This window comes from Allobosea sp. ASV33 (assembly GCF_016428755.1).
GTDB lineage: Bacteria > Pseudomonadota > Alphaproteobacteria > Rhizobiales > Beijerinckiaceae > Allobosea.
In genome coordinates this window covers 40,893-65,109 of record NZ_JAELTI010000003.1, presented here as the reverse complement: position 1 = coordinate 65,109, position 24,217 = coordinate 40,893, and the positions used below count along the sequence as shown (strand labels likewise).

At 57.8% G+C, this 24,217-nt stretch carries 13 protein-coding genes and 1 pseudogene; 9 read left to right on the top strand and 5 right to left on the bottom strand.

The window, feature by feature from the left end; genetic code table 11:
• Positions 1–45: 45 nt before the first annotated feature.
• A complete protein-coding gene (locus JHD80_RS01635; RefSeq protein WP_210339775.1) occupies positions 46–846 on the bottom strand; it encodes a ferredoxin--NADP reductase in 801 nt (266 codons plus the stop codon).
• A 65-nt stretch (positions 847–911) separates the two neighbouring features.
• Between JHD80_RS01635 and istA the strand changes: the two genes are divergently transcribed.
• The 8 genes and pseudogenes from istA (at position 912) to JHD80_RS01595 (ending at position 18,178) form a co-directional block, all read left to right on the top strand.
• Positions 912–2,411: an IS21 family transposase gene (gene istA / locus JHD80_RS01630; protein ID WP_199084625.1), complete on the top strand. Its 1,500-nt coding sequence runs from the start codon at positions 912–914 to the stop codon at positions 2,409–2,411.
• Positions 2,411–3,140 (top strand): annotated as a pseudogene (istB, locus tag JHD80_RS01625) (IS21-like element helper ATPase IstB). The gene istA and the pseudogene istB overlap by 1 nt, the downstream one beginning before the upstream one ends.
• Before the next feature lie 427 nt (positions 3,141–3,567).
• Positions 3,568–4,173 (top strand): toxin-activating lysine-acyltransferase, encoded by a 606-nt coding sequence (locus JHD80_RS01620; protein ID WP_199084624.1) that lies wholly within the window; start codon positions 3,568–3,570, stop codon positions 4,171–4,173.
• 16 nt (positions 4,174–4,189) lie between these two features.
• The gene (locus JHD80_RS01615; RefSeq protein ID WP_199084623.1) at positions 4,190–5,074 is read left to right on the top strand and encodes a hypothetical protein; all 885 of its coding nucleotides are present in this window, start codon (positions 4,190–4,192) and stop codon (positions 5,072–5,074) included.
• Positions 5,075–5,099: 25 nt separating this feature from the next.
• The gene (locus JHD80_RS01610) at positions 5,100–14,672 is read left to right on the top strand and encodes a calcium-binding protein (protein WP_199084622.1); all 9,573 of its coding nucleotides are present in this window, start codon (positions 5,100–5,102) and stop codon (positions 14,670–14,672) included.
• 71 nt (positions 14,673–14,743) lie between these two features.
• Positions 14,744–16,480 carry a type I secretion system permease/ATPase gene (locus JHD80_RS01605; RefSeq protein WP_199084621.1) on the top strand — a complete coding sequence of 579 codons (1,737 nt, stop codon included), beginning with the start codon at positions 14,744–14,746 and terminating at the stop codon, positions 16,478–16,480.
• Positions 16,477–17,796 carry an HlyD family type I secretion periplasmic adaptor subunit gene (locus tag JHD80_RS01600; protein WP_199084620.1) on the top strand — a complete coding sequence of 440 codons (1,320 nt, stop codon included), beginning with the start codon at positions 16,477–16,479 and terminating at the stop codon, positions 17,794–17,796. Before JHD80_RS01605 ends, JHD80_RS01600 begins: the two co-directional genes overlap by 4 nt.
• A gap of 151 nt (positions 17,797–17,947) precedes the next feature.
• A complete protein-coding gene (locus JHD80_RS01595; protein ID WP_199084619.1) occupies positions 17,948–18,178 on the top strand; it encodes a hypothetical protein in 231 nt (76 codons plus the stop codon).
• Positions 18,179–18,357: 179 nt separating this feature from the next.
• On the opposite strand, the gene JHD80_RS29235 is transcribed toward JHD80_RS01595, so the two are convergent.
• From JHD80_RS29235 to JHD80_RS01575, 4 genes are all read right to left on the bottom strand, one after another.
• A complete protein-coding gene (locus tag JHD80_RS29235) occupies positions 18,358–20,304 on the bottom strand; it encodes a DUF3732 domain-containing protein (RefSeq protein ID WP_199084618.1) in 1,947 nt (648 codons plus the stop codon).
• On the bottom strand, positions 20,301–20,786 hold the full coding sequence (locus JHD80_RS01585) for a three component ABC system middle component (protein ID WP_199084617.1): 486 nt from the start codon (positions 20,784–20,786) through the stop codon (positions 20,301–20,303). The genes JHD80_RS29235 and JHD80_RS01585 overlap by 4 nt, the downstream gene beginning before the upstream one ends.
• Positions 20,783–21,979, bottom strand: coding sequence for an ABC-three component system protein (locus JHD80_RS01580; RefSeq protein ID WP_199084616.1), 1,197 nt, complete (start codon positions 21,977–21,979; stop codon positions 20,783–20,785). The genes JHD80_RS01585 and JHD80_RS01580 overlap by 4 nt, the downstream gene beginning before the upstream one ends.
• Positions 21,980–22,296: 317 nt before the next feature.
• On the bottom strand, positions 22,297–23,154 hold the full coding sequence (locus JHD80_RS01575; RefSeq protein WP_199084615.1) for a LysR family transcriptional regulator: 858 nt from the start codon (positions 23,152–23,154) through the stop codon (positions 22,297–22,299).
• Between the two features lie 88 nt (positions 23,155–23,242).
• Here JHD80_RS01575 and JHD80_RS01570 point away from each other — a divergent pair, with 88 nt between their 5' ends.
• On the top strand, positions 23,243–24,133 hold the full coding sequence (locus tag JHD80_RS01570; RefSeq protein ID WP_199084614.1) for a DMT family transporter: 891 nt from the start codon (positions 23,243–23,245) through the stop codon (positions 24,131–24,133).
• Positions 24,134–24,217 lie beyond the last annotated feature (84 nt).

The following is a 24,217-nucleotide window of genomic DNA, read 5'->3' as shown; positions in this document are numbered from 1 at the left end:
CCGCCTGGGCGCTTTGGCGCAGATGCACGGCTGGGAGTCGCGGTATTATTTTTCGACGAAGGCTTTCTCGATCAGGTAGTCGCCCGCCTCACCGTGGTTGCCTTCGCGCAGGCCATAGCGGGAAAAGATCGGCTTGAAGTCAGCTAGCATCTGGGGCGAGCCACAAAGCATGAACTTGTCTCCCGCGGCATCGAAGGTAGGCTGGCCGATATCCGAGAAGAACTGAGCCGACAGAAATAGATCTGTGATTCGCCCACGGTTGCGAAACGGCTCTCGCGTCACCGTCGGGTAATAAATCAGCTGTCGGCTGATCATCTCTCCGATAAACTCGTCCGCCGGCAGCTCTCGCTGTATCCGCTCGCCATAGGCAAGCTCCGCAACCTGGCGGCATCCGTGCACCAGCACAACCGTCTCGAAGCGTTCATACACCTCTGGATCGCGGATCAGCGATAGGAAGGGAGCCAATCCCGTCCCCGTACCAAGCAAGAACAGCCGCCTACCTGCATTTAAGTTGTCGAGGACCAATGTGCCGGTGGCTTTTTTCCCAACGATGATGGGGTCGCCAACCCTTAAGTTTTGAAGACGCGAAGTGAGCGGCCCATCCGGAACCTTGATCGACAGAAACTCCAGATTTTCGTCGTAATTGGTGCTGGCGACACTATAGGCACGCAGCAACGGTCTCTGGTCGACCGCAACCCCGATCATGGTGAACTGGCCATTCTTGAAGCGGAAGGAAGCATCCCGCGTGGTCGTGAAGCTGAAAAGTGTATCCGTCCAGTGGCGCACACTCAGCACTGTGTTTCGGCGTGCAAGTTTGACCCCGTGAGGCGGGGGATCGGCTTCCAACTTTGACCCCCTTGAGCCGGTTTCGGTGAGACTGCCCGTCCTGGTTTCGGATGGGCGGGCGGGGGATGAAGGGCGTGGATACGATTGCGCGGATCCGGCGCGAGTTTTCGATCCGCGGGAAGACGATCAAGGAGATCGCCCGCGAGCTGCACGTCTCTCGGAACACGGTGCGGAAGGTGCTGCGCTCGGGCGCGACGTCGTTCGAGTATGAGCGGAAGGTTCAGCCGCAACCAAAGATCGGGCCCTGGCGCCAGGAGCTGGATCGGCTGCTGATGGCGGACGACGGCAAGCCGGCCCGCGAGCGCCTGACGCTGATCCGTCTTTTCGAAGAGCTGCGGGATCTCGGCTTCGAGGGCGGCTACGATGCCGTTCGTCGCTATGCGAGAGGCTGGCGCCGCGAGCAATCCGCCGTCACGGCCGACGCCTATGTGCCTTTGAGCTTCGCGCCCGGCGAGGCCTACCAGTTCGACTGGAGCCACGAGATCGTCGTCATCAATGGCGCCACGACCCAGGTGAAGGTGGCGCATGTCCGGCTCTGTCACTCGCGCATGCTGTTCGTGCGGGCCTATCCGCGCGAGAGCCAGGAGATGGTCTTCGATGCCCATGACCGGGCCTTCGCCTTCTTCAAGGGCGCCTGCACGCGCGGCATCTACGACAACATGAAGACTGCGGTAGAGACGATCTTCGTCGGCAAGGAGCGTGCCTATAATCGCCGCTTCCAGCAGATGTGCAGCCATTACCTGGTCGATCCAGTCGCTTGCACGCCGGCCTCGGGCTGGGAGAAGGGGCAGGTCGAGAACCAGGTCGGGCTCGTGCGGGAGCGCTTCTTCGCCCCGCGCCTGCGGGTCAAGAACTACGACGAGTTGAACGCCTGGCTGATGGATCAGGTGCTCCGCTACGCCAAGGCTCACCGCCATCCGGAGCAACGTGACCGCACGATCTGGGAGATGTTCGAAGCCGAGCGGTCGAGCCTCGTGCCTTACGCCGGGCGGTTCGATGGCTTCCATGCGCTGCCGGCCTCGGTGTCGAAGACCTGCCTCGTGCGCTTCGACAACAACAAGTACTCGGTCATCGCGAGTGCGGTCGGGCGCCCCGTCGAGATCCGCGCCTATGCCGATCGGATCGAACTGCGCCAGGACGGGCGCCTCGTCGGCGAGCATCCCCGCTGCTACGGCCGCGACCAGACCATCTACGATCCCTGGCACTATGTCCCGGTGCTGGCTCGCAAACCGGGCGCTCTGCGCAATGGCGCGCCCTTCAAGGATTGGGTTCTGCCCGGCGCGATCGATCGGGTCCGGCGCAAGCTCGCTGCCGTTCAAGACGGCGATCGGCAGATGGTCGAGATCCTCACGGCGGTGCTCAGCGACGGGCTGCCTACCGTCGAAGCCGCCTGCGCGGACGCTCTGCGGCAAGGCGTCCATTCCGCCGACGTGATCATCAACATCCTGGCCCGGCGCCGCGAGCCCGCGGCAGCGATCACGATCATGACGCCCGATGCCTTGCGGCTGCGCCATGAGCCCGCCGCCGATTGTGCCCGCTACGACAGCCTCAGGAGAGCCGTGTGATGGAACGCTCGGAGATTCTCGCCACCATGGGCGAGCTCAAGCTCTATGGCATGAAGGCCGCCTTCGACGAGATCATCGCCTCGGCGGTAAAGCGCCAGCACGAGCCCCAGCGCGTCGTCGGCGATCTGCTCGCCGCCGAGATCGCCGAGAAGCAGGCTCGTTCGATCAAGTATCAGATCACTATCGCCAAGCTGCCGCTCGCCAAGGATGTCGCCGACTTCGCCTTCGACGGAACCCCGATCAACGAGACCCTCGTTCATGATCTCGCCGGCGGCAACTTCCTGGGCCATCAGCGCAACGTTGTCCTCGTCGGCGGGACTGGGACCGGCAAGACCCATCTCGCCATCGCGATCGCCCGGGCATGCATCCGTGCCGGTGCTCGCGGCCGCTTCTTCAACGTCGTCGATCTCGTCAACAAGCTCGAGGCCGAAGCCCGCGCCGGCCGCCAGGGCCGCATGGCCGATTATCTCGCACGCATGGACTTCATCGTCCTCGACGAACTCGGCTATCTGCCCTTCGCCCAGTCCGGCGGACAACTGCTCTTCCACCTGGTCAGCAGGCTCTACGAGCAGAGCTCCGTCATCGTCACCACAAACCTCGCCTTCGGCGAAATGGCCGTCCGTCTTCGGCGACGCCAAGATGACCACCGCGCTCCTCGACCGGCTCACCCATCACTGCGACATCGTCGAGACCGGCAACGAGAGCTGGCGCTTCAAGAAAAGGCTCTGAGTTCCCCGCACGCCACCGATCCGGAGCCGGCGCGGCTGCGCAACACAGACCAGCTCCGCCGCGCCGTCTCCTCGCTGTAGAGCATACTCAAGGGGTCAACATTGGACGCCGATCGGGGGGCAACTTTGCGGGCCGTTTGACACCGTAGCAGAGCATGTTCGATTTCGTGGTCGATCTCGGTCGACGCCGCTGCAGTGAGCCTGGCCGCTTATCGCGACGGTCGGCTTCCGACGAGTAAGGGTTGCAAGCCGGAAGCTATGAATCGCCCTGGGTTTGTCGGAGGCGCCGTTTGATCTTAGCCGGATACGGTCGGCCATGAAGGACGTTGGTACCAATCAGCCAGCTTGACCAATGCGATTAGGAATTTTTCAGAGGCAGGCCACGCAGAACAATGTCGCTAGCGCTATTATGTCATAATATTGTGTAATTGTATGGCGGTATCACCGGTGAAGAAATGTGGCAGAAATTTGAGCAACCGATTTTTGGGCGCACTCCTATGATACATGGAGGCTGTGTGGAAAACGTTGTACCCGCATCCGAAGAGACACTCAGCGAACGAAGCCAGCATCCAGTAATCTCTACTGAGGAGTTGGAGCGGCGAGCAAAAATCGCTAATCGGATGGCGGCTTCTTTCGGACAGATCGTGGCCTTAATGGCGAGATCTGACGCCCACCGGCTCACGAACCTTGCCGAGCTTGAATGGTTGATTATGCCCGCGATCGCCAGTGGGCAGTTTTTGATAGCCGAAGCTCAATCAAAGAGTCTTGGTCTTGTTGCGCCGATAGCCGCGGTGCTTTGGGCATGCGTTTCAGATGAGGTGGATGCTCGCCTTTGCGCTAGCGCAGACCGGCCTGGTAGGCTGCGCCCCGAAGAATGGCGGAGCGGATCCACGATTTGGATTATTGAAGCGTTTGGCGAACCAAGCGCGAGGCAGGCCTTGATCGAAAAACTAAAAGAATCAATTTTCGCTGAGAAAAGGCTGAAAATTCGCGTTGCACAAAAGAATTCCGGGTCTCGAATTATAGAAATTTAGATTACGGGTTCTAGGGATGGCATTGATTCATTGGATTACACAATCATTTCAGAGAGCGCCGGCCGTTCTATCTGGTTTTAAATGGTTTGTGATCGCTAGAACCCTTCCCTTCGTTAAGATTATTCCCGTTGTTTTGTTGATGGGTTGCTCTAGCGCGGAGCAAGAGAGTTCAGACGTTCCTGGCATGGGTTCCGCCGAAGATTTCTATAGCTCAATCAAAAATGATAATATTGTCGTTAATTTCAAGCTCAAACTAGATGATTCCGGCCGCCAGCTATCAGACACGGTCATTTTGCCGAGGGCTTACGTCTACCGAGTAACTGGCTACGCGCGTAGAGCGGTTCTTTCTGGGTTTAAGGATTCCAACACAACATACGTGAAGGCGCTTCCGCAAGAGGTGACAACTTACGGGAGCGTAAATTTACTGATTTCCTCTCCTGACGGAAAGCCATATATGCTTACCCGGAAATCTGGAGATTTAGCTGAGACGTATTCCAATTCAGTTCAAGTGCGCGATGAAAGAGCAGCTATAATCTCGGTCGAACTTATTTACACTCCGATAACCGGGGCAGCTGAAATGCTAAGGCGTCAGTTCAACCGCGAATTAGACCATAATATCGCAAAAAGAACCGTCAAAACGGAATTTGGTTCGATGACACAATACGGGCTGGACTCGAATTCGTCATTTTTGTTCGGTTCATCGCCGAAGCATTTGAAATTCATAACATGCACGTCAGGTAATGTCGATTTTAGGCTGTGTCGATATCACATATATTTGTCGGATCGATATTTTGCAATTGCGCGTTTCGTAGACTTCCGTCGATGGGGCGGGGAGTCTTTCTTGAAGAAGCGTGTTGCTGCGGTTCGTTCCGGACTTTGCACTTACGTTAGCTGCCCCTAAGGCTTTGATACATTAGAGGTCGAAAATGGCACTTTCTCAATCTGATGTGGCAGAACTAAAATCACTCTTAGGCGACAGCTATCAGGTTGGGGATCGAGCAGCTTTTTATCTACGGTACTATGAGCTGATCAAGCCACACAATTCCACGGCGGCCGCGCAGATCTTACTGCAAGCGCACATCGCAACATATTCTGGCTTCATTGGCGGTGCCGCTCTCCTGGGGAATGCAATCGCAAAGTTTGCACGACCAGATTTGTATACAATATCCTTAGATGAATTTTCTTGGGATATCTGTAAGGGCCTGCTCGCTTCGATAGAACTTTCGGTGGACAAGGGAGGCGCTGACGCTGGGTACTTGAGTGAATTTGAAATACGCTCATCTGACCAATCGGTTTGGGCTGAAAAAGGGCTGCAGGACTATTTTCCGGGAAATTTCCAGCTATGGAGCGTCGACTACGATAACCTGCTCACTGCATCGACGATGTCAAATGCCATAGCATTTTTACAGTTAGTCTTTGGCAGTCACATCGGTTTCAAGAGAAGTGATTATACTGGAATTTTAGATACATCTAATACGGACTACGATCTTGTTCGAGATTCGAATGGCCGAATCGTCTTCGTTCAAGAAAAGATAGGAATTATTTCGCCATTAACAAATAAATTTATTACCGATGGGCGAATCAAATTCCTATCCGAAAGTGTAGTTAAAATTTTTACCGGTCCATTTAGCGGCATCATTTCGGACTATCTCGTAAGTTCTGTTAAAGAATTCAATGATGCGCTAGGTGGAATTACAGAAAAGATACTCGGAGAGAAAATAAAATTACTTTCGAGTGGTCCGGATGTCGATTTCGGGCTCCGCGACCGTATTACTCAATTCCTCGGCGCGCATGGCGAAGAGATTGCGCCGAATGGGACTTTGCCCTCCGGTTTGGTGTGGGACGAATTTGGAATCATTTTGCGGAACGCTGGAACCTATGCGGTAGGCGGTTCGGAAGGTAAAATCATCGGAGCTTATGATACGGCGAAGGTGTACGGCTCCGGACAGGGCGACGTCATGTTGGCGTTTGCTAACGGCGAAGTCCACGGCGCCGGCGGAAAGGATCTCATTTTTGCCAGGGGCGCGGAGCCGACCGCCTTTGCGAAAGGGTACGGCGACGACGGTGACGACATTCTCGTCGGGATGAAGAGATCGTCCGTGGATGGCGGAGAAGGAAAAGATTTCATCGTCGTTACCGATGAAGCCGAAGCCTACGGTGGGGCCGACAACGATATAATTATCTCCTTAAAATCGACGGGCTCGATTGATGGTGGTGCTGGTAACGACTGGATTTTCGCGCTGCCAGTCGCAAATTATCCAGGAAATGTAGCTCAAGAAATTAGCGGCGGTGCCGGAAATGATCTCATCGTAACCTTGTGGGGGGCCGGTTCATATGTTTACGGCGGCGCCGGTGGCGACATTCTGATCGGATGGTCGGGAGAAGATCACCTGTTCGGCGGCGACGGAGAGGTAGCGGACAATGAGGAGGACTGGTTCGTAGCTTCGAATAACACGTTCATTCATGATGCCGGCTTCGAGGATTACGTTTACTGGGGGCCGCTTCGGGTAACCGGTGGCGTTCAGCAGTGGTGGATGGAAGGCGGATGGGCGACCTGGGCTCCATTCAGCAGCTTGATCTCAGGAATGCCTCTACCCTTCCTGATGGGTTTCGGGGCGGTTGCGCCAATCATGATGCTCGGCGTGGCTTTAGATGTTGTCAGCTCGCTTCTATTCCAGTTCAAAATGACAGAGAGCGGCCAACTCGTTATCCAAATGGCGCTCGGTGAGGGCGGCCAAATAATAATTGAAGATTACGAGCTCGATCTTGATAATCATAAGGGCTCTGGAAACATAGTCGTATTCAAACAAACGATTCTTAATGGAATTGGTTCGCTCGAATCAATAACAAATTACACGAACTTGGTCCTTAAAGCAGGTTACGGCACAGACCTAAATGGTAAAGATCCCCTTGTTTTGGATCTTGATGGTGACGGATTTGAGCTTATCCCGCGTACATCTAGTGATATATTCTTTGATTTGGACGCCGATGGCTTTGCTGAACAGACATCGTGGGTCAGCCCCGATGATGGTTTGCTCACACGCGACCTGAATGGCAACGGCAGAATTGACGATATAACGGAACTCTTTGGAACTGCTTCCACGCCCGGTTTCAGTGCTCTTGCGGCCCTGGATTCGAATTCCGATGGCTGGGTTAATGCAGCCGATGCCGGATTTGGCTCACTCCTCGTCTGGAGAGATTTGAATGGAAACGGTCAAACCGATGCGGGTGAACTTAAGACACTCGGAGAGATGGGCATAACCGGCATCTCGCTTGGGTCCTCTGCACCTTCGGATAACCTCATCCGAGGCAACGTGGTGCGGGCTGAGAGCGTGTTCACGCGTTCTGATGGCTCAACGTCGAAAATTGGCGATATTCTGCTTGAGGCCGACGAGGCAAACACTCGATACTTAGGTGATCAGACAATCTCGGCGTCCGCCAGTGAACTGCCTGAGCTCCGTGGTTTTGGGGTCGTGCGGGACCTCCGGATTGCAATGAGTTCCGATGCCACCCTGCAAGCGATGGTCTCATCTGCCACTTCCATGTCGCAGGCCTCTAGCTGGCAAGATCTTCGCAACGCAGTTACCTCGATCGTTATTCGATGGGCAGCTGTGCAGGGCGTTGCTGCGACGCCCTTCGCTGGCGGATCGTTTGACGAACAGAGGCTGGCTTTTCTTGAAGCTTATGCGGGACGCTCGCTCGCGCCTCGTGATGCCCTGGGACATCCTGTCGCAAGCAGCTCCGACGAACTTATCGGAATGTGGGACGCCATCTTAGAAAAGCTTACCATCCGCTTTGCAGCTCAGAGCGTTTGGTCGGACATTTTCAACGGCGTGACCTTCGAAAAGGCGACGGATATCTTCGTTGCCAACACTCAATCTGCCGTTAATCAGATCGTGGTTTCAATTCTTTCGCAGTTGCCTTCCTCGCAGCCCGCTGCGAGTACTGCATGGCATGAAACCTGGGCTCCCGCCCTTGTCGCATTTGCGAATGCAACAACGCGGTCTGATGGCAATCTGGTTCTGAACGATTATATCATACAGAGCCTGGTGATAGCTTTGGACGTCGTTCCAACTCCTCTGTCCCTCGGTGAGTTGGTCGCGGGGCTGGGCATTGAGGGTATCCATATCGGCACATCTGCGGCAGATACGCTCGCTCGTGACGTGACTGGGCCACGAACACAGATCTACATCGGTGGGCAGGGCGATGATCGCTTGGAAGGTGGCGCCGGACAGGATGTTTTTGTATTCGGCCGAGATATTGGTCATGACACTATCGTCGACACCGAATTCACGTCGAACGGGGATCGCATTCGGTTTGCCTTCCTCAATCAAGCGGATATATCACTGAAGCGCCTAGGCGATGATCTGCTAATCACGGTTCTGGCGACCTCCGAAACCATCAAGATAGAAGGCCAGTATAAGACACCCGCGGCAGTTACGCCGTGGATGATAGGCGCGCAGCCCGGCTATGGAGTCGAAGAAATTCAGTTTGCGGACGGCACAATCTGGGGAGCCGCCGAGATCGCCAAATCGGTCGGAACTGGGACGGCCGGGAGCGATGTGATTTTGGGGTCATATCGCGAAGATATGCTGCGCGGCCTCGCAGGAGATGATCTCCTTAAAGGAGGTGATAGCGGGGATTTATACTTCTATAGCTTGGGTGACGGTCAAGATGTTGTGCAGGACGTTAGAACTCACCTTTATGCTCAGGGCGGAGACGTGTTGTTTCTGCTCGGTGGGGTGAATGCAGATAACGTAACTTTGTTCAGAGATGGCTCGTCGAATGATATTTCGATGGTGATGTCTGATGGCGGTAAAGTTACGCTAAAAGACCAAGCGCTTTACACGCCATTGGGGTACGGACCCTATTCGCTTGATACCAGAATTGAAAGCATCTTCTTCTTTGAAGGTCCATCTTGGAGTTGGGGCGATCTTCAACAGAAGGTCATAAGCGCTTACACGACCGACGGTAATGACGCTACGTACGGTTTCGGCACGCCTGATGAATTCAAATCTAGCAGCGGCGACGATTATCTTTCGGGTCTCGATGGTGGAGACACCTATCATTTTTCGAAAGGATCCGGCATCGATACGATCGATGATGCCTCTCGTTACGTCGACACGCCTTTTTCCGGTTTCGTTGGAGGCATTGGATCCCAAGACGACACGCTCGTTTTTGGCGAAGGGATCACACGCTCTGATATCACTTTAAAAAGGCTTGGCGCAAGCCCGGATCTGCTTATCACAGTTGCGGGTTCGACCGATCAGGTAACGATCCTAGATCAATTCAACGGCATCAAGCTGGACTTGTTTGGGTTTCTAGGAATCGCCTGGTTTGGGCGTATCGAAACCTTTAAATTTGCCGATGGAACATCCCTGAGCTGGGAGGATGTTCTCCACATAGTGACGACCGGGACTGATGGTGATGACGTCATTTATGGCGCCTATTACCCGGACATTATCGACGGGAAAGGCGGCAACGACATTTTAAGCGGCGGCAACGACGGCGACACCTATATCTTCGGCCGCGGTTATGGAAACGACACGATCCGTGAAGGCAAGGATAACATTCTTACGCCAACCGAAGACACGGTGAAATTCAAGGCGGATGTTGCCGTATCCGATGTCGTCTTCACGCGCGTCGCGGGCACCAAGCACTTGCTGATCTCAATTGTAGGATCGGCCGACACCCTTCTGATCGAGAACCAGTACGAAGTTATAGAAACCGGTCCGTTCGGGGCTCAGGAATTTAATCAGGTCGAGCGGTTCGAGTGGGCTGACGGCACCGTCAAATATTGGTCCTCGCTCGCTCAGGATATCATTGCAGCCAGCAAGACGTCCGGCAACGACCTTATTGAGGGCACCCATTTCGATGACCTCATCGATGGAGGCGCAGGCAATGACCGCCTTGAAGGCGGCAACGGCTCGGACACGTATATATTCGATATCGGGCGTGGCGCTGACGTTATTCGTGATTCCTGGGATAACATCCTGTCTGAGAACGAGGATCGCATCGCGTTCGGGAACGGCGTTAACCCGAATGATGTCATCCTCACGCGCTACGGCTCCCAGCTTGAAAATCTGAAGATCAGCTTTAGCGGAAGCTCGGACACGCTCTCGATCGAGGGGCAGTTCGATTACACGTCGATCAACTATCGCCAGCACGAGATCGAGGCTATCTCCTTCGCCAATGGCGACGTCTGGTTGGCGTCGGAAATAAGGCAGCGCTATTTGGCGCAAACCGAAACCGCCGGGGCGGACACGATCGAAGGCTTTTGGACGAGCGATGTCATCGAAGGCGGAGCCGGCAACGACATCCTGCGTGGCCATGATGGTTCCGATACCTATCGATTCTCAGCTGGGTTTGGTCAGGATCGCATCGAAGAATCAGTCGAGATCGTGGCATATCAGGATTTCGATCAGATCGAATTCGGAACTGGGCTTGCGCCAGCCGATGTGTCCCTGACGCGGGCCGGTAATGACCTAGTCATCGGATTTGCTGGCACGTCTGATCAGGTTACCGTCGTTGGGCAGTTCGCCAGTGCCGCTTGGTACGGGTCATTCACCGACATCGAGCGCATATCATTCACTGACGGTACCGTCTGGGAGGAAGGCGACATCCGGCGAATGTTGCTGGAACAAGCGCGGACGATCGGCAACGACATCATCGAAGGATTCTATGCGGCGGACGTGCTGGACGGAGGCGCCGGCGATGACATCCTCCGAGGCAGCACAGGGAGCGATACCTACAAGTTCGGATTGGGCTATGGCCATGACGTCATCGAAGAGAGCCTGGACGATAATCTGTTTATCGACGGCCCAGATACGGTCTTGCTCGGGCCCGGCATTGTGGCGGCAAACGTTGCGTTCACCCATGTGGGAGGTGACCTCGTTCTCAGTTTAGCGGGCACCACCGACACGCTCACGATACGCGACCATTTCGTGTCTGCTACGAGCAAGGTCGAGTTCTTCAGGTTCAACGACGGGACGTTGATTACCGCTGCGCAAGCTGAGGCGAACACCCTCACTGCCCAATCGACGGCAGGCGACGACATCGTAGTCGGAACGAGTGGCTCCGACATGATTGATGGCGGTGCGGGCAACGATACGCTCCGGGGAGGGGATGGGAGTGACACTTATCTCTTCTCGCAGGGTTTCGGTCAGGACGTCATTGAGGAAAGCGTCACCAATTCCGGGATCCAAGACAATGACACGATCGTGTTTGGCGCCGGTATTTCCGCCGCAGATGTGCGGATCGCTCGCGGCCCGAATCTCGACGATCTGGTTATCACTTTCGCCAACAGCACCGATCGAATCACGATCAAAGGTCAGTTTGAGAGCGCCGCCTGGTATGGATCCTGGAAGGATATCGAGACAATCGTCTTCAGTGACGGCTCCCGATGGACAAGCGATACCATTCGCGAAAAGCTCCTGGCTGATACCCGTACATCTGGGAACGACATCATTCATGGCTTTTATACCGTTGACGTCCTCGACGGCGGAGCAGGTGACGATGAACTGAGGGGCAGTACCGGGGGCGATACCTACGTGTTCGGCCGGGGCTCCGGGCATGACACGATCTATGAAAGCGTTGATGATCACCCCTTCATCGATGGGCCGGACGACTTGCGCTTCGGCGCGAGCATCAGCAAGCAGGACGTTGCATTCACGCGTCAGGGCGACGATCTTCTCGTCTCTCTCAGCGGGGGAACGGATTCCGTCCGGATCAAGGGGCATTTTGCGTCGGCTTCCGCGCAGGTTGAAACCTTTACGTTTGCGGATGGGACGGTCGTCACAAAGGATGAGGCCGAGCTGGCTGCATTGAATGCTCAGTTCACGGAAGGGGACGATATCGTTATCGGAAGCATCAAAGACGACGAAATCGCCGGCGGGCGCGGAAACGACATTCTGCGTGGAGGCGACGGCTCCGACACTTATTTCTTCGCGCTGGGAGATGGACAGGATCGTATCGAGGAGACTGTCGGCAACGTCTGGTATAGCGACAACGACACACTCGTTTTTGGAGCTGGCATCACGCAAAGCATGGTGTCTCTGTCCCGTGCTGGGCCGAGTGCTGACTTGGTGATCTCGATTACGGGAACGGCCGACAAGATCACGGTTGTTGGTCAGTTCGCGTCGGCTGCCTGGTATGGTTCTTGGAATGATATCGAGACCATCAAGTTCTCAGACGGGTCGGTCTGGAGCGATGCCGACATTCGCCTGAAGTTGCTGTCGACAGCAAAGACCAGCGGCAGTGACGTCATCTATGGCTTCTACACCGGCGACGTTTTGGACGGCGGGGCGGGTAACGACACGCTCCGGGGAAGCACGGGCAGTGACGCCTACCTATTCGACGTGGGTTACGGTCAGGATATCATTATCGAGGGGATGGACGATCATCCGTTTATCGACGGGCCTGATTCAGTTCGCTTCGGTTCTGGTCTTTCAGAAGCGAACACGGTTTTCACGCGCGACGGTGCGGACCTTTTCATAAGAGTCCTGGGCCGAACGGACACGCTGCGTGTGGTGCGGCAGTTCGCATACGACGAATTTGCCGTCGTCGAGAATTTTGAGTTCGCCAACGGTCAGGTCTTCACGGCTGCGCAGGTACAGGCATTCGTCGTGGCGAGCGCCAGTACGATCGGTAATGACGTAATCGTGGGGTATCTCGCTGATGATACGCTCGACGGGTTTGCGGGCGACGACACCCTTCAAGGGTGGCAAGGAAACGATATCTATGTATTTGGCTTGGGATATGGCCACGACGCCATTCAGGACAAAGGGAACTCCACTGCGGATAAAGTCCGCTTCAAGAGCGGGATTGAGCTGACGAATCTTCAGGTCACGGCGTATGGGTATGACTTAATAATTACGTTCGCAGGCTCTGCCGGAGATAGCCTCACGCTAAAAAACCAGCTCAATCCAAATGATTCGGCGGACCGCGTCGAAAGCTTTCATTTTGCTGATGGAACCGAATTGACCCACCAGCAGTTGGCGGCGCTGCTGCCAGCGCAAGAGACTGACGTTACCCACATGGGGACAGCAGCTGGTGAGACCCTATCTGGAACGTTGGGCAACGACGTTTTTAAGGGGTTAACAGGCGATGACACCCTGAATGGACAGGCCGGTAGCGATCGATACATCTACGCAAGCGGTGACGGCAATGACATCATTTACGATGATGGTGGGGCAGCCGATACTGATGTGCTCCAATTCACGAACTTGAATTCGACCGATCTGACGATGTCGAGGACCGGTTCGGACCTGTTTATAAAGATAAATGGTACCGGGCAAATCATACGATCTCAGAGTCAGTTCCTTGGATCGGGTTACGGGCTGGAGCAAATCAAGTTCGCCAACAATGTCATCTGGAATGCGGAGGATATCAGGCAGGCGGCCTGGTATCGGGGTACGGTCGGTAACGACACACTCTCAGGTACGGCGACGAGCGACACCTTCTATGCGAAGGAAGGCGATGACTATCTGCAAGGTGCAGGCGGCTCGGATCTCTACTATTTCGGGGCAGGCTTCGGCAACGACACCGTCTATGACTCTGGCGGAAGCTCCGACACCGACGTTTTGCAGCTTGTCGATCTAAACCCAGCGGACCTCACGGCCTCACGGGTGGGCAACGATCTTTTCCTCAAGATCAATTCCACAGGCGAGACGTTGAAGTCCGAGTATCAGTTCCTGGGTTCGGGTTACGGGTTGGAGCAGATCAAGTTTGCCAACAATGTCATCTGGAATGCGGAGGGCATCAGGCAGGCGGCCTGGTATCGCGGTACGGCCGGCAACGATACGATCTCGGGTTCGTCAGGAAATGATACTTTCTTTGGCGGAAATGGAGATGACCGTTTCAATTCTGGCGCAGGTAGCGATACCTATATCTACCGATCAGGCGACGGGAACGATTACATCGATGACGAGTCCGGTTCGACGACGGATGTCGACGTTCTCAAGCTGACCGATCTGAACGCCGAAGATCTGACGCTGACGCGAAGCGGCATGAATCTGCTGGTTAAGGTCAACTCGACCGGCCAGACGATCACGATCGACGAGCATTTCTGGTCGATGAGCGGCAATTGGGGTATCGAGCGGTTCGAGTTTGCCGACGGAAGCAATTGGAACCTGTCGCAAATCAATGAGAAGGCTTGGTACCGTGGAACGAGCGGCGCCGATACGATCTCCGGATCGGGTTGGAACGATACCTTGTACGGCGCCGCTGGTGACGACACGCTGACGGGCGGCGCCGGCAACGACGTGTTTGTCTTCGGTGCCGGCTTCGGCAAGGACATCATCACGGACTTCGTGGCGGGTGCCGCTTCGGGGGATGTGATCGAGTTTAACGATGCCGTCTTCGCCGACCTGTCGTCGGTGTTGGCGGCGGCGAGCCAAGCGGGGGCCGACACGGTGATTACCTACGACGCCAACAACACGATCACGCTGAAGAACGTGACAATGTCGAACTTGCATCAGGACGATTTCCGCTTCGTCTGATGTGATCTGCATGGCCGGCGCGGGAAACCGCGCCGGCCTCTTTGTCTCCCCATTGCCTTTGAGCCCTTCCCTTGAGCCGTTCAGCCGTTGCCCGTTCGCATTCCGTCGTTGCCAAGGCGCTTGCATCTTGTCGCGGTGCCTTCATCGCGGTCGCAATCTTCTCGGGCCTGATCAACCTGCTGATGCTCTCGGGCTCGTTCTACATGCTGCAGGTCTATGACCGGGTGCTGAGCTCGCGCAGCGTGCCGACGCTGATCGGCCTGTCGCTGCTCCTGCTGGCGGCCTATGTGCTGCAAGGCTTTCTCGATGCCGTGCGCGTCAGGATGCTCACGCGGATCGGGGCGCGTTTCGACGATCAGGTTTCTCCCGCTGCTTTCGCGGCAGCGCAGCGCCTGCCCCTGATGGGCTTCCGAGCCGAGCAGGCGATGCAGCCGATCCGCGATCTCGACCAGATCCGGGCCTTCCTGTCGTCGCTCGGACCGACGGCCCTGTTCGACATGCCGTGGATGCCGATCTTCCTCGCGGGCTGCTTCATCCTCCACCCCTATCTGGGTTGGCTCGCCGTCGGAGGCGGTATCGTCATCCTGTTGCTGACCTTCCTGACCGAGCGCAGCAGCCGGGCTGCGACCAAGGCTCAGATGCAGAGCTCTGGGGTTCGCCAGACCGTGGCGGAAGCGAGCCGCCGCAATGCTGAGGCTCTGACGGCAATGGGCATGGCCCCCGCCTTCCAACAGCGCTGGCACGAAGCCAATCTGCGCCATATCGGCGACTGGTTGGCGAGCTCGGATGCGACCAGCGGTATCGGCACCTTCGCCAAGGTGTTCCGTATGATCCTGCAATCGGCGGTCCTGGGCATGGGCGCCTATCTCTCGATCCATGGCGATGTCTCGGGCGGCGCGATGATCGCGGCCTCGATCATGACCTCGAAGGCTTTGGCGCCGATCGAGACGGCCGTCGCGCATTGGAAAGGCTTCGTCAGCGCCCGGCAGGGCTATGCCCGCCTCAAGCAGGTGCTCGACTCCCCCGCTTTCGCAGAAGATCGCAAGACTGCCTTGCCCGCGCCGACGCAGCATGTAGCGGCCGAGAACCTGATCGTGGCCGCGCCCGGACGGCAGAACCCGATCCTGCAGGGCGTTTCTCTGAGGCTGGAAGCCGGCCAGGGGCTCGGCATCATCGGTCCGAGCGCCTCCGGCAAGTCGACACTGGTGCGCGCGCTCGTCGGCGTCTGGAAGCCACTTAAGGGCGATGTCCGGATCGATGGCTTCGCGATCCCGCAATGGGATGCTGCCGAGCTCGGGCGCCATGTCGGCTATCTCCCGCAGGACATCGAGCTCTTCGACGGAACCGTCGCCCAGAACATCAGTCGTTTCCTACCCGATGCCTCCGACGAGGCGATCATAGCGGCAGCGCAGGCAGCCGGCGCTCATGACCTGATCGCCAAGCTGGAGAACGGCTACGACACGGTGATCGGGGAAGGCGGAGCCGCGCTTTCCGGCGGCCAGCGCCAACGCGTCGGCTTGGCCCGTGCGCTCTTCGGCAATCCTTTCCTGATCGTGCTCGACGAGCCCAACTCCAATCTCGATCATGACGGCGACGAGGCCCTGACCCGGGCAGTCATCGGGGTACGTGAGCGCGGCGGCATCGTCATTGTCGTCACCCACCGCCAAACCGCCATCGCCGGAGTCGATCACGTCGCCATGATGGCGGAAGGCCGCATCCAGGCCTTCGGACCCAAGGAAGAGATCCTGCAGAAGGTCTTGCGTCAGGGTGGCCTGCCCAGTGTCCAGCGTCAGACGGTGGCTTCATGAGCCCAGCATCCGAGACCAAGCAGCCTGATCACGCCCGGACCTTGCGGCGCCTGGGGCTCGTTGGTGGTGCGGGCGTCGCACTCTTTGCCGGTACGGTTGGCGTCTGGGCTGTCGCCACGACATTATCGGGCGCGGTCGTCGCCTCCGGTCAGTTCGTGGTCGACGGCAATGTGAAGAAGGTCCAGCACCAGACCGGTGGCATCGTCGGCGAGCTCAAGGTCAAGGAAGGTGACCGCGTCGAGCAGGACCAGGTGCTCATACGGCTCGACGACACGGTGACACGATCCAATCTCCAGATCGTCACCAAGCAGCTCGACGAGTTCGCGGCACGTCGTGGGCGGCTGCAGGCCGAGCGTGACCGCAGGCCGACCATCATGCTGGCCCCTGAACTGACCGCTCGCCAACACGACCCCGAGGTTGCCGAGTTGATCGCCGCCGAACAGAGCCTGTTCGAGGCAAGGCGCGCGGCCCGCGACGGCCAGAAGGCCCAACTGTTCAAGCGCGTTGGTCAGTTGCGCGACGAGATCCTAGGGCTGAAGGCGCAGCAGGTGGCGCGGGATCGGCAGGCGGCTCTGATCGAAGAGGAGCTGACTGGAGTGCGTGGGCTCTACGAGAAAAGCCTCGTCGCCATCAGCCGCAAGACCGCCCTGGAGCGTGAGGCCGCCAGCCTCGACGGACAGAAGGGCCAGCTCATCGCCTCGGTCGCACAATCCGAGGGCCGCATCGCCGAGACCGAACTCCAGATCATCCAGATCGATGAGGTGCTGCGCGAAGAGGCCATGAAGGAGCTGCGCGAGATCCAGGGCAAGAGCGCCGAACTGACCGAGCGACGTGTTGCGGCGGAGGACCAGCTCAAGCGCGTCGAAATCCGGGCGCCGAGCGCCGGCTTTGTCCACCAGCTCGCGGTCCACACCATCGGCGGTGTAATCACGCCGGCGGAACCGGCGATGCTGATCGTCCCGGCAGAAGACGCCTTGCAGCTCGAAGCTCGGATCAATCCGCCGGATATCGACCAGATCGGGCTTGGCCGGCCAGCGCAGATCAAGCTCCACGCCTTCAACCAGCGCACCACGCCGGAGCTCAAAGGCCAGGTCAGTCGCATCTCAGCCGATACCAGCCGCGACCAGCAAACCGGTGCGACCTTCTACACGATCCGCGTGACGATCCCCACCGAGGAATACGCCCGCCTCGCACCGCAGCACGTCTCGGCCGGGATGCAGGCCGAGGCCTTCGTCCAGACCGAGGATCGCACGCCCTGGCAATACATCATCAAGCCGCTCAGGGATCAGATCGCGAAAGCATTTAGGGAAAGGTGAACTAGGTCGGATCGGGCCGAGTTCGCGCCGAATGCTGATAGGGGGCGTCGGTTCAGATGACGAAGGGGCCTGCCTCAGCGTCAGGTGTATTGCGTGTCAAACGGCCCGCAAAGTTGCCCCCCGATCGGCGTCCAATGTTGACCCCTTGAGTATGCTCTACAGCGAGGAGACGGCGCGGCGGAGCTGGTCTGTGTTGCGCCGTCGCTACGGCCAAGGACTAGGCTATCGCGAGGACATCGGCAGGATGATGGAGGCTTGGTTCGAGGACCCGGGGCGAAACTCCGCGCGCGAAAAAATTGACGCCTGGCTCAAAGATGCGTGGCACGAATTGGTTCTGTCGAAGGTCGTGGAGAGTGCCGAATTGGAAGCCGCTCTCGATTAACGTGTTCGCTGCGATCTCATCTCAGGCTCCGTTTAAACCCCCCAGTAGTCTGCCGACGTTGGAAGTCGGGTCTTGCTCGGCGAAGGCCGTCGCCATCGCCGCCAGTGATGGCGGCGATATCAACGTGACGAGGCTCTACCTCATTCCTTCCCATCGAGGTTGCCGAGATCGATGATGGGTCAGTTGGGGCGACTGGGCCAGTCCGTCGGGATGAGCTTCTCTCCGGTTTTCAGGGTCCAACGGCCGCGCACAGCCCCCACATATTCCGGATCGTCCTCGATATACGCGTGCTCCAAGAGAATGATCTGTAGCCCCTGCTGCCGGGCAATTTCTTCGAACAGGAACCTGATGATTTTGCGCATCGCGAGACGGTCGCTGTCTTTGGCCATATCGGCGAGGCTCTTCTCGTCACCGCCCTCTGGATAATATGGCCGGCTGATCTGATCGATGACCAACAGACCTGGAACCGGTGCCTCGATATCCTGAAAGTGCTTCTGCAACGAGAATGAGAGCGCGAGGTGGATCGCCAGATAATTCTGGTCCGATCCGATCTCCGCAAGGCTAAGAACAGCGCGGTGCTTCTTTTCGACAATGGTCACCTTGGGAGTTGCATGGAACATCAGCCGTGCCCCGGTCACAGGCACTTCCGTAGGCAGGTCCGTCAGCATGGCGGTAGCGTAATCGCCAATAACGGTCTCCGCGTATCGAATCCGATCCCGCTTGGCCTCTGGATCAACTAGGTCCTTCAGAAGCCGGATGTCTCGCTCAAGTTCATCCAGATTTTCGGTCTGTTTTTCGACATCCTGCGCGGTCATTTCTAGGAACTGAGCTGCGCGCCCGGCTATAATCGCACGTTCCTCGGCTAGTGATGCGGCCTTGGCGGCATCTTCGCTAAGCCGAATAATGCCACTCATCTGGGCATCGACCTCCCGAAGCCGCCCGCCGGCCGAACCGATATCTTGGTCAAGTATTGCGGCCTCCTTGATCAACTCTGGGCGCAATCTCTCAACCGCGGCGACCTCTCCACTCACGAGTTCCAGAGAGTCGCGAATTTGAGCCGCCATTGCCTGCCCGGCTGGATTGTCGGATTCACAAACTGGGCACTTGCTGGAATCGAGTTTCAAATGCTTGATAAGGTTTAGCTTGTGAGCCTGCCCAACCGTCGCGGTCGTGTAGCCGGAAGCCTCTCTGATCGCCTGGGTCAATGCACGCTTCCTCTCGCGCATGGCTTGAAGGCTTGTGACGATTCGGGTCCGTTCCTCCTCAAGGACGCTGAGCTGGTCGCGAACATCACCGACCGATACCGTCGCGGGTGAGATAGTGCCCGCCACCAGCTCTTGCAGACGATCTAGAAGTGACTGATCCGACGCCGACTGATCAGGTTCAGCTACGAGCCCTACGGCAGCTGCCTGGCTCAGGAGGGTCATCGCTCGCTCGGTCGTTCGGCCGCGGCTTCGCTCTCTCGCCTTCGCCTCTCGCGAAAGCCTAGTATAGGCCGCTTCGAGCTGACGGAGTTTGCGTTCCGCCAGCACGGTTTCCTGATCGACTGCCCCCACGAAGAACGGAATCGTCGCTTTGATGTCCGGCGCCTTGTCGCTCCGATTCAGGTCGTGCAGCAGCGTGCCCCTACTGATGATGACGTCGCCGGAGAGGAACAGATAGGGCGTTACATCCCTGATGGTCGCCCGACCTTTCCCCGTTGCAGCGGCCAACTCTGGGCTATCGATGTCATCGATCCCAAAAGCTCGCTCGATAAGCTGGCGCGCGGTATCGCGGTTCGTCGGGCCCTCCAGGTCGGCGGCAATCTCTGGAATTTGCAGATTTCGCCCCGCTTTGACGTACATCATCGCGGTGCCCTTGCCAGCGCGCGGAATATTACGGCCTACAATCAACTCCTTGTCACCGTTGAGCCAGCGAACGGCCACTGCGACCGCATGCTCTCGAACGTAATACGGCAACCCGCAGCTAGAGGAACCCAGGCAGTAGTCAATAGCATCAATAATCGCCGATTTTCCGGTGCCGGACGCCCCGGTGATAATGTTTACGGCCCCCTCTTTGAAAGAGATGATTCTGCGCCTGCTGTCCGTGCTGTAGAACGCTATCTCAGCGACATTCCATCGTGTCACGGGCTTACTCCGAAGGCTGAGAATATCGTCGCAGAAGCACCGGCTTTACTCATCCAGGCGCCCAGTCGCTCCGCTCTCCGAAGAACCTGCCTTGGGCCGGGTGCTAAACTGTCAGCGACGGAAATGGGCAATCCGATTGGCCCGAGCTGAACCGTGCCGTCCTTGCATAGCTGTAGAGCCCGTGAGCTCAATCCGAAACGGATCGCCGCGGACACGATGGGAACTGATGCATCCAGTCGCTCGCTAAGATCGAACCGGATTGCTGGGTACCGGGTCAGCCACGCGAGAAGGCCAGTTTTCGCATTCGTTTCACTGAATGATTTTTCGGTGTCTCCCGACATCGCGATCGGCACCGCCAGGTAGAGTAGCCCGACATCTACCGAGGGCTTCTTGTCGACCAGGTAGGTCCGGCAAAATGCGGCAATCGTGAAGACACCAAATGCGGGATTGGTTTCCGCATAGAGATCGTGAGCGACCTTCATGGCTCGAAACCCAGGAGTTTTCTATAATCAGGATGCCATCCAACGTTTCCGTTGATGGAGAGCACTTGGTAGGAACCCCTGACATAGTGCGGGGATATTATTTGCGGCGAGATAGGCGCAAGGTCTCGATTCGCATCGGTGAGGGTCCAACGGAGCAGTTGGGAGCCTTTCCCTTTTAGGATCTGCTCCGATCCCCCTTGGCAGTCTTGGACCATGAACATGTGGCGATCGGCCCATGCTTCGACGAGAAGTTCGTCGTAATCCCTAATGACCTTGTCTCGGGCCGGGTTTTGAGTCGACCATCTCGAACGCTCTTCCCTAGCGCGCCATTCCTCGCGCACTGCAATTTTCAACTCTGCAGCACCGCCGCCGACGAGCTCGATTTGCCTACGGATCATACCGTCAGGCTGATAGGAGGGAGGCACTGGCGTCATGTCGAACGCACTAGTCAGTTCATCGAGCTGGATCGATCTGACGAGCTCCATGTGACGCTTAACTAGCTCAAATCGAGAGATGCCATACGCGCGCTTCTTCGTCAGCAGATCGAGAATTTGGGCGTTCCACCACTCGATCAGCTCGCGCGCGATGGCAGCTCGATCTTTGCGAAGAACGGAGGTGAATTCCGCAGCTAGCAGATTCTCAATCTCGGTTATGTTGGGTTGATTGGGCCTTATCCGGGCCCGTCTGAGAAGCTTTGATCTCTGCTCTGCATCCAGTCCGAGGAACGCTTTGCACGCCGCGAAACGTTCTGCATGCGGGAGCGATGGGCTGCCGGCCCGTGCTGCTGTCGCGCGCTCCGACAAAATGCGCTCGGCCTCGTCCAACAATGCTTGCTCCAGGACACCCCTGTCAGCGTTATCGTCGAGTAGCGCTTCAAGCGGAGAGCCAGGAGAAATGCCCGCGACCGCCACCAAGTGAAACCAGGTGTGGGACAGGTCTATCGACGAAAGCCCGTTGATCCAGGCTCGAAGCGTCTTCCAAACGGAAACACTGGCTAGTGTCAAAGCCGGAGGCTTGGCTTGAAGAGAATGCTTCAGCTGTTGGAGAAGTGTTTCCCCGTTGGAAACCAGATGGACGTCATCAAGACACTCGATATAGATCGTGGCCTCTTCGTCCGGATCGCGCCAGAGAAGTAACAGTGCGTATTGGCCTTGATAGAGAAAACCGAGCGCAGACGCATCCGCGCTATGCATACTCTCTTCCGACACCCCCAGCTCCCCGACGGCTTCATGAATCGTTGAGCTAATTCTCAAACCGTCGGCACCGGAAATGCAATCGAGGAGAAAGAATCATCACGCTGCGGTTGAGCAAATGACAGCAATCCTGTGGGCAGCAGCGGGTTGACGCCCTCCAGCCATCCCATCCGCAGCGCGAGGGCCCGGGTGATGAGCGAAGTGCTCGACTGCCGTAGTAGATCGGACGCTGGCAGCCGAGAAGCGTTGTTCGGATAGGTCTGCTTTCCGTCATCGGTCGAATATCGGCAGTTGGCGCGAAGCAGTGGCCTGCACTGTCACTGCGCCATCTCCCCTAGCCGACGCGCGATCTGGTTTGTCAGTACCAGAACTTCTCTATCGAGTCCGGCCGCGAGGTGAAGGCGAATTTCTGCGTCAGGCAGTGCAGGAAGGCAGGTCGACGAGACCTGCCGCAGGCGTGCTGACACGAGGCTCGCCTTCATCACACTGACCGCCAGTCCGCGTTCGACGATGGCCTCGACAGCCGTGAAGCTCGGGCTGACATAAGCCAGCCGCCATGGCCGCCTAGCCTCGTCGAGGAGGCTGCTGGCCCAGTTCCGAAACAGGCAGTCGGGGTTGGACAGCGCCACCGGCAGCGGATCGACGTACTCTACATGGCGGTCCGCCGCCGCGACCCAGATCGCTTTCTCCCTGCAGATCAGCATTCCATCGGAACTGCCCGCCGCATGCATCGCAATGACCGCGTCGAAGGAGCGGCCGAGGTGCTTCAGCAACCGCGACGTCAATCCCACCTCGACATCGATGCGGGCCGTCGGAAACTCCTCGGACATCTCTGCAAGGATGTGTGGGAGGTGCTTCGTCCCATAGTCCTCCATGAGGGCAAGACGCAGATGGATCTCGGCGCTGCGCCCGGCCAGTCGTGCAACCGCTGCATCATGCAGGGACAGCATACGGCGCGCATCGGCCAGCAGCATGTTGCCCTGCTCGCTAAGTTGCACATGGACAGTCGAGCGAACGAACAGCCGCGTGTCGAGGCGCTGCTCCAGCCTTCTGATTTGGGCGCTGACGGCGGCCTGTGTCCGGTTCAGCCGGTGGGCCGCGCGGGTGAACGACAGGTTGTCGGCAACTGCAACGAAGCTCCGCAACAGATCCGGGTCAAGGCTAGGCAGGCTCATGCGATTCCATTGTCAGTTTTAGTCGACTTATTTCATTCTGGCGTGAGCCGATCGTCGCTACAAGACTGCCTGCAGCGAAAGGGTACAAATGTATGCGGGCCTTTGGGCAGCGATCCTGTCGAGCGCATTCGGCGGCACGGCCATCGTAGCCACGCGCTTCCTGTCGGGAGCGCTCGATCCGATCACGATCGGAGCCTTCAGATTCGCCGGGGGCTTTCTCGTCCTGATGCTCCTGACCGTCGGGCAGACGAAACGCTGGCCGGCACGCTGCGACTGGGCTGGTGTCGCCGGTCTTGGCCTGCTGTTCTTCGGCCTCTTCCCTATCTTGTTCAATGCCGCGCTCATCTACACCACCGCCGCACGGGGCGCGCTCGCGCTGTCGACCCTCCCGCTTCTGACGATGACCGCAGCCGCCCTTCTTAGGGTCGAAGCGATGACAATCCGCAGGACGGCCGGCGTCCTGCTGGCCGTAGCCGGTGTCGCGCTTGCGCTGGCGAGCAATCTGGCGGATGCCCCGGCCGGCGCGTGGCGCGGCGACCTCATCATGATCGCGGCCGCCGGCTGCATGGCGCTCTACAATGTCTGGTCACGCCCCTTCGTTGCGCGCTCGACGGCCATCGCCTTCGCCGCTTCGGGCATGGGCTGCGGCGCCGCCGCGCTGTGCGTCCTGGCTCTAGCGACCGGCCGGGCATCGGCGCTCACCGGTCTTACCGGGCCGCAATGGCTCGCCCTCGCCTATCTCGCTTTCGTGGGTGGCGCGCTCGTCTTCTATCTCTGGGCCTTCGCGTTGGGGCGGACGCCGCCGACCCTCGTGGCCGTTTCCGTCGCCATTAACCCGGTGACGGCGGGACTGCTCGCGGTCCCCATGCTCGGTGAGGCCTTAAGCGAAAATCTGCTTGTTGGCCTCGTAGCGGTCACGGCAGGGATCGGGATCGCCGCCTGGAGAGGAGGTTCAAAGACACCGCCCCAATCCTGTTGAGGAAACGCGCCAGACGTTTTGCCGAACACGTGAACCGGCCAGCGTCACAATCGCACTGAGTCGGCTTTGCGGCAGAGCTCCAGC

Coding starts and splice junctions, on each gene's coding strand:
- JHD80_RS01595 (WP_199084619.1), top strand. CDS start 17,948: ATGCTCTACAGCGAGGAGACGGCGCGGCGGAGCTGGTCTGTGTTGCGC.
- JHD80_RS01585 (WP_199084617.1), bottom strand. CDS start 20,786: ATGAAGGTCGCTCACGATCTCTATGCGGAAACCAATCCCGCATTTGGT.
- JHD80_RS01615 (WP_199084623.1), top strand. CDS start 4,190: ATGGCATTGATTCATTGGATTACACAATCATTTCAGAGAGCGCCGGCC.
- JHD80_RS01610 (WP_199084622.1), top strand. CDS start 5,100: ATGGCACTTTCTCAATCTGATGTGGCAGAACTAAAATCACTCTTAGGC.
- istA (WP_199084625.1), top strand. CDS start 912: ATGAAGGGCGTGGATACGATTGCGCGGATCCGGCGCGAGTTTTCGATC.
- JHD80_RS01575 (WP_199084615.1), bottom strand. CDS start 23,154: ATGAGCCTGCCTAGCCTTGACCCGGATCTGTTGCGGAGCTTCGTTGCA.
- JHD80_RS01570 (WP_199084614.1), top strand. CDS start 23,243: ATGTATGCGGGCCTTTGGGCAGCGATCCTGTCGAGCGCATTCGGCGGC.
- JHD80_RS01600 (WP_199084620.1), top strand. CDS start 16,477: ATGAGCCCAGCATCCGAGACCAAGCAGCCTGATCACGCCCGGACCTTG.
- JHD80_RS01580 (WP_199084616.1), bottom strand. CDS start 21,979: ATGCATAGCGCGGATGCGTCTGCGCTCGGTTTTCTCTATCAAGGCCAA.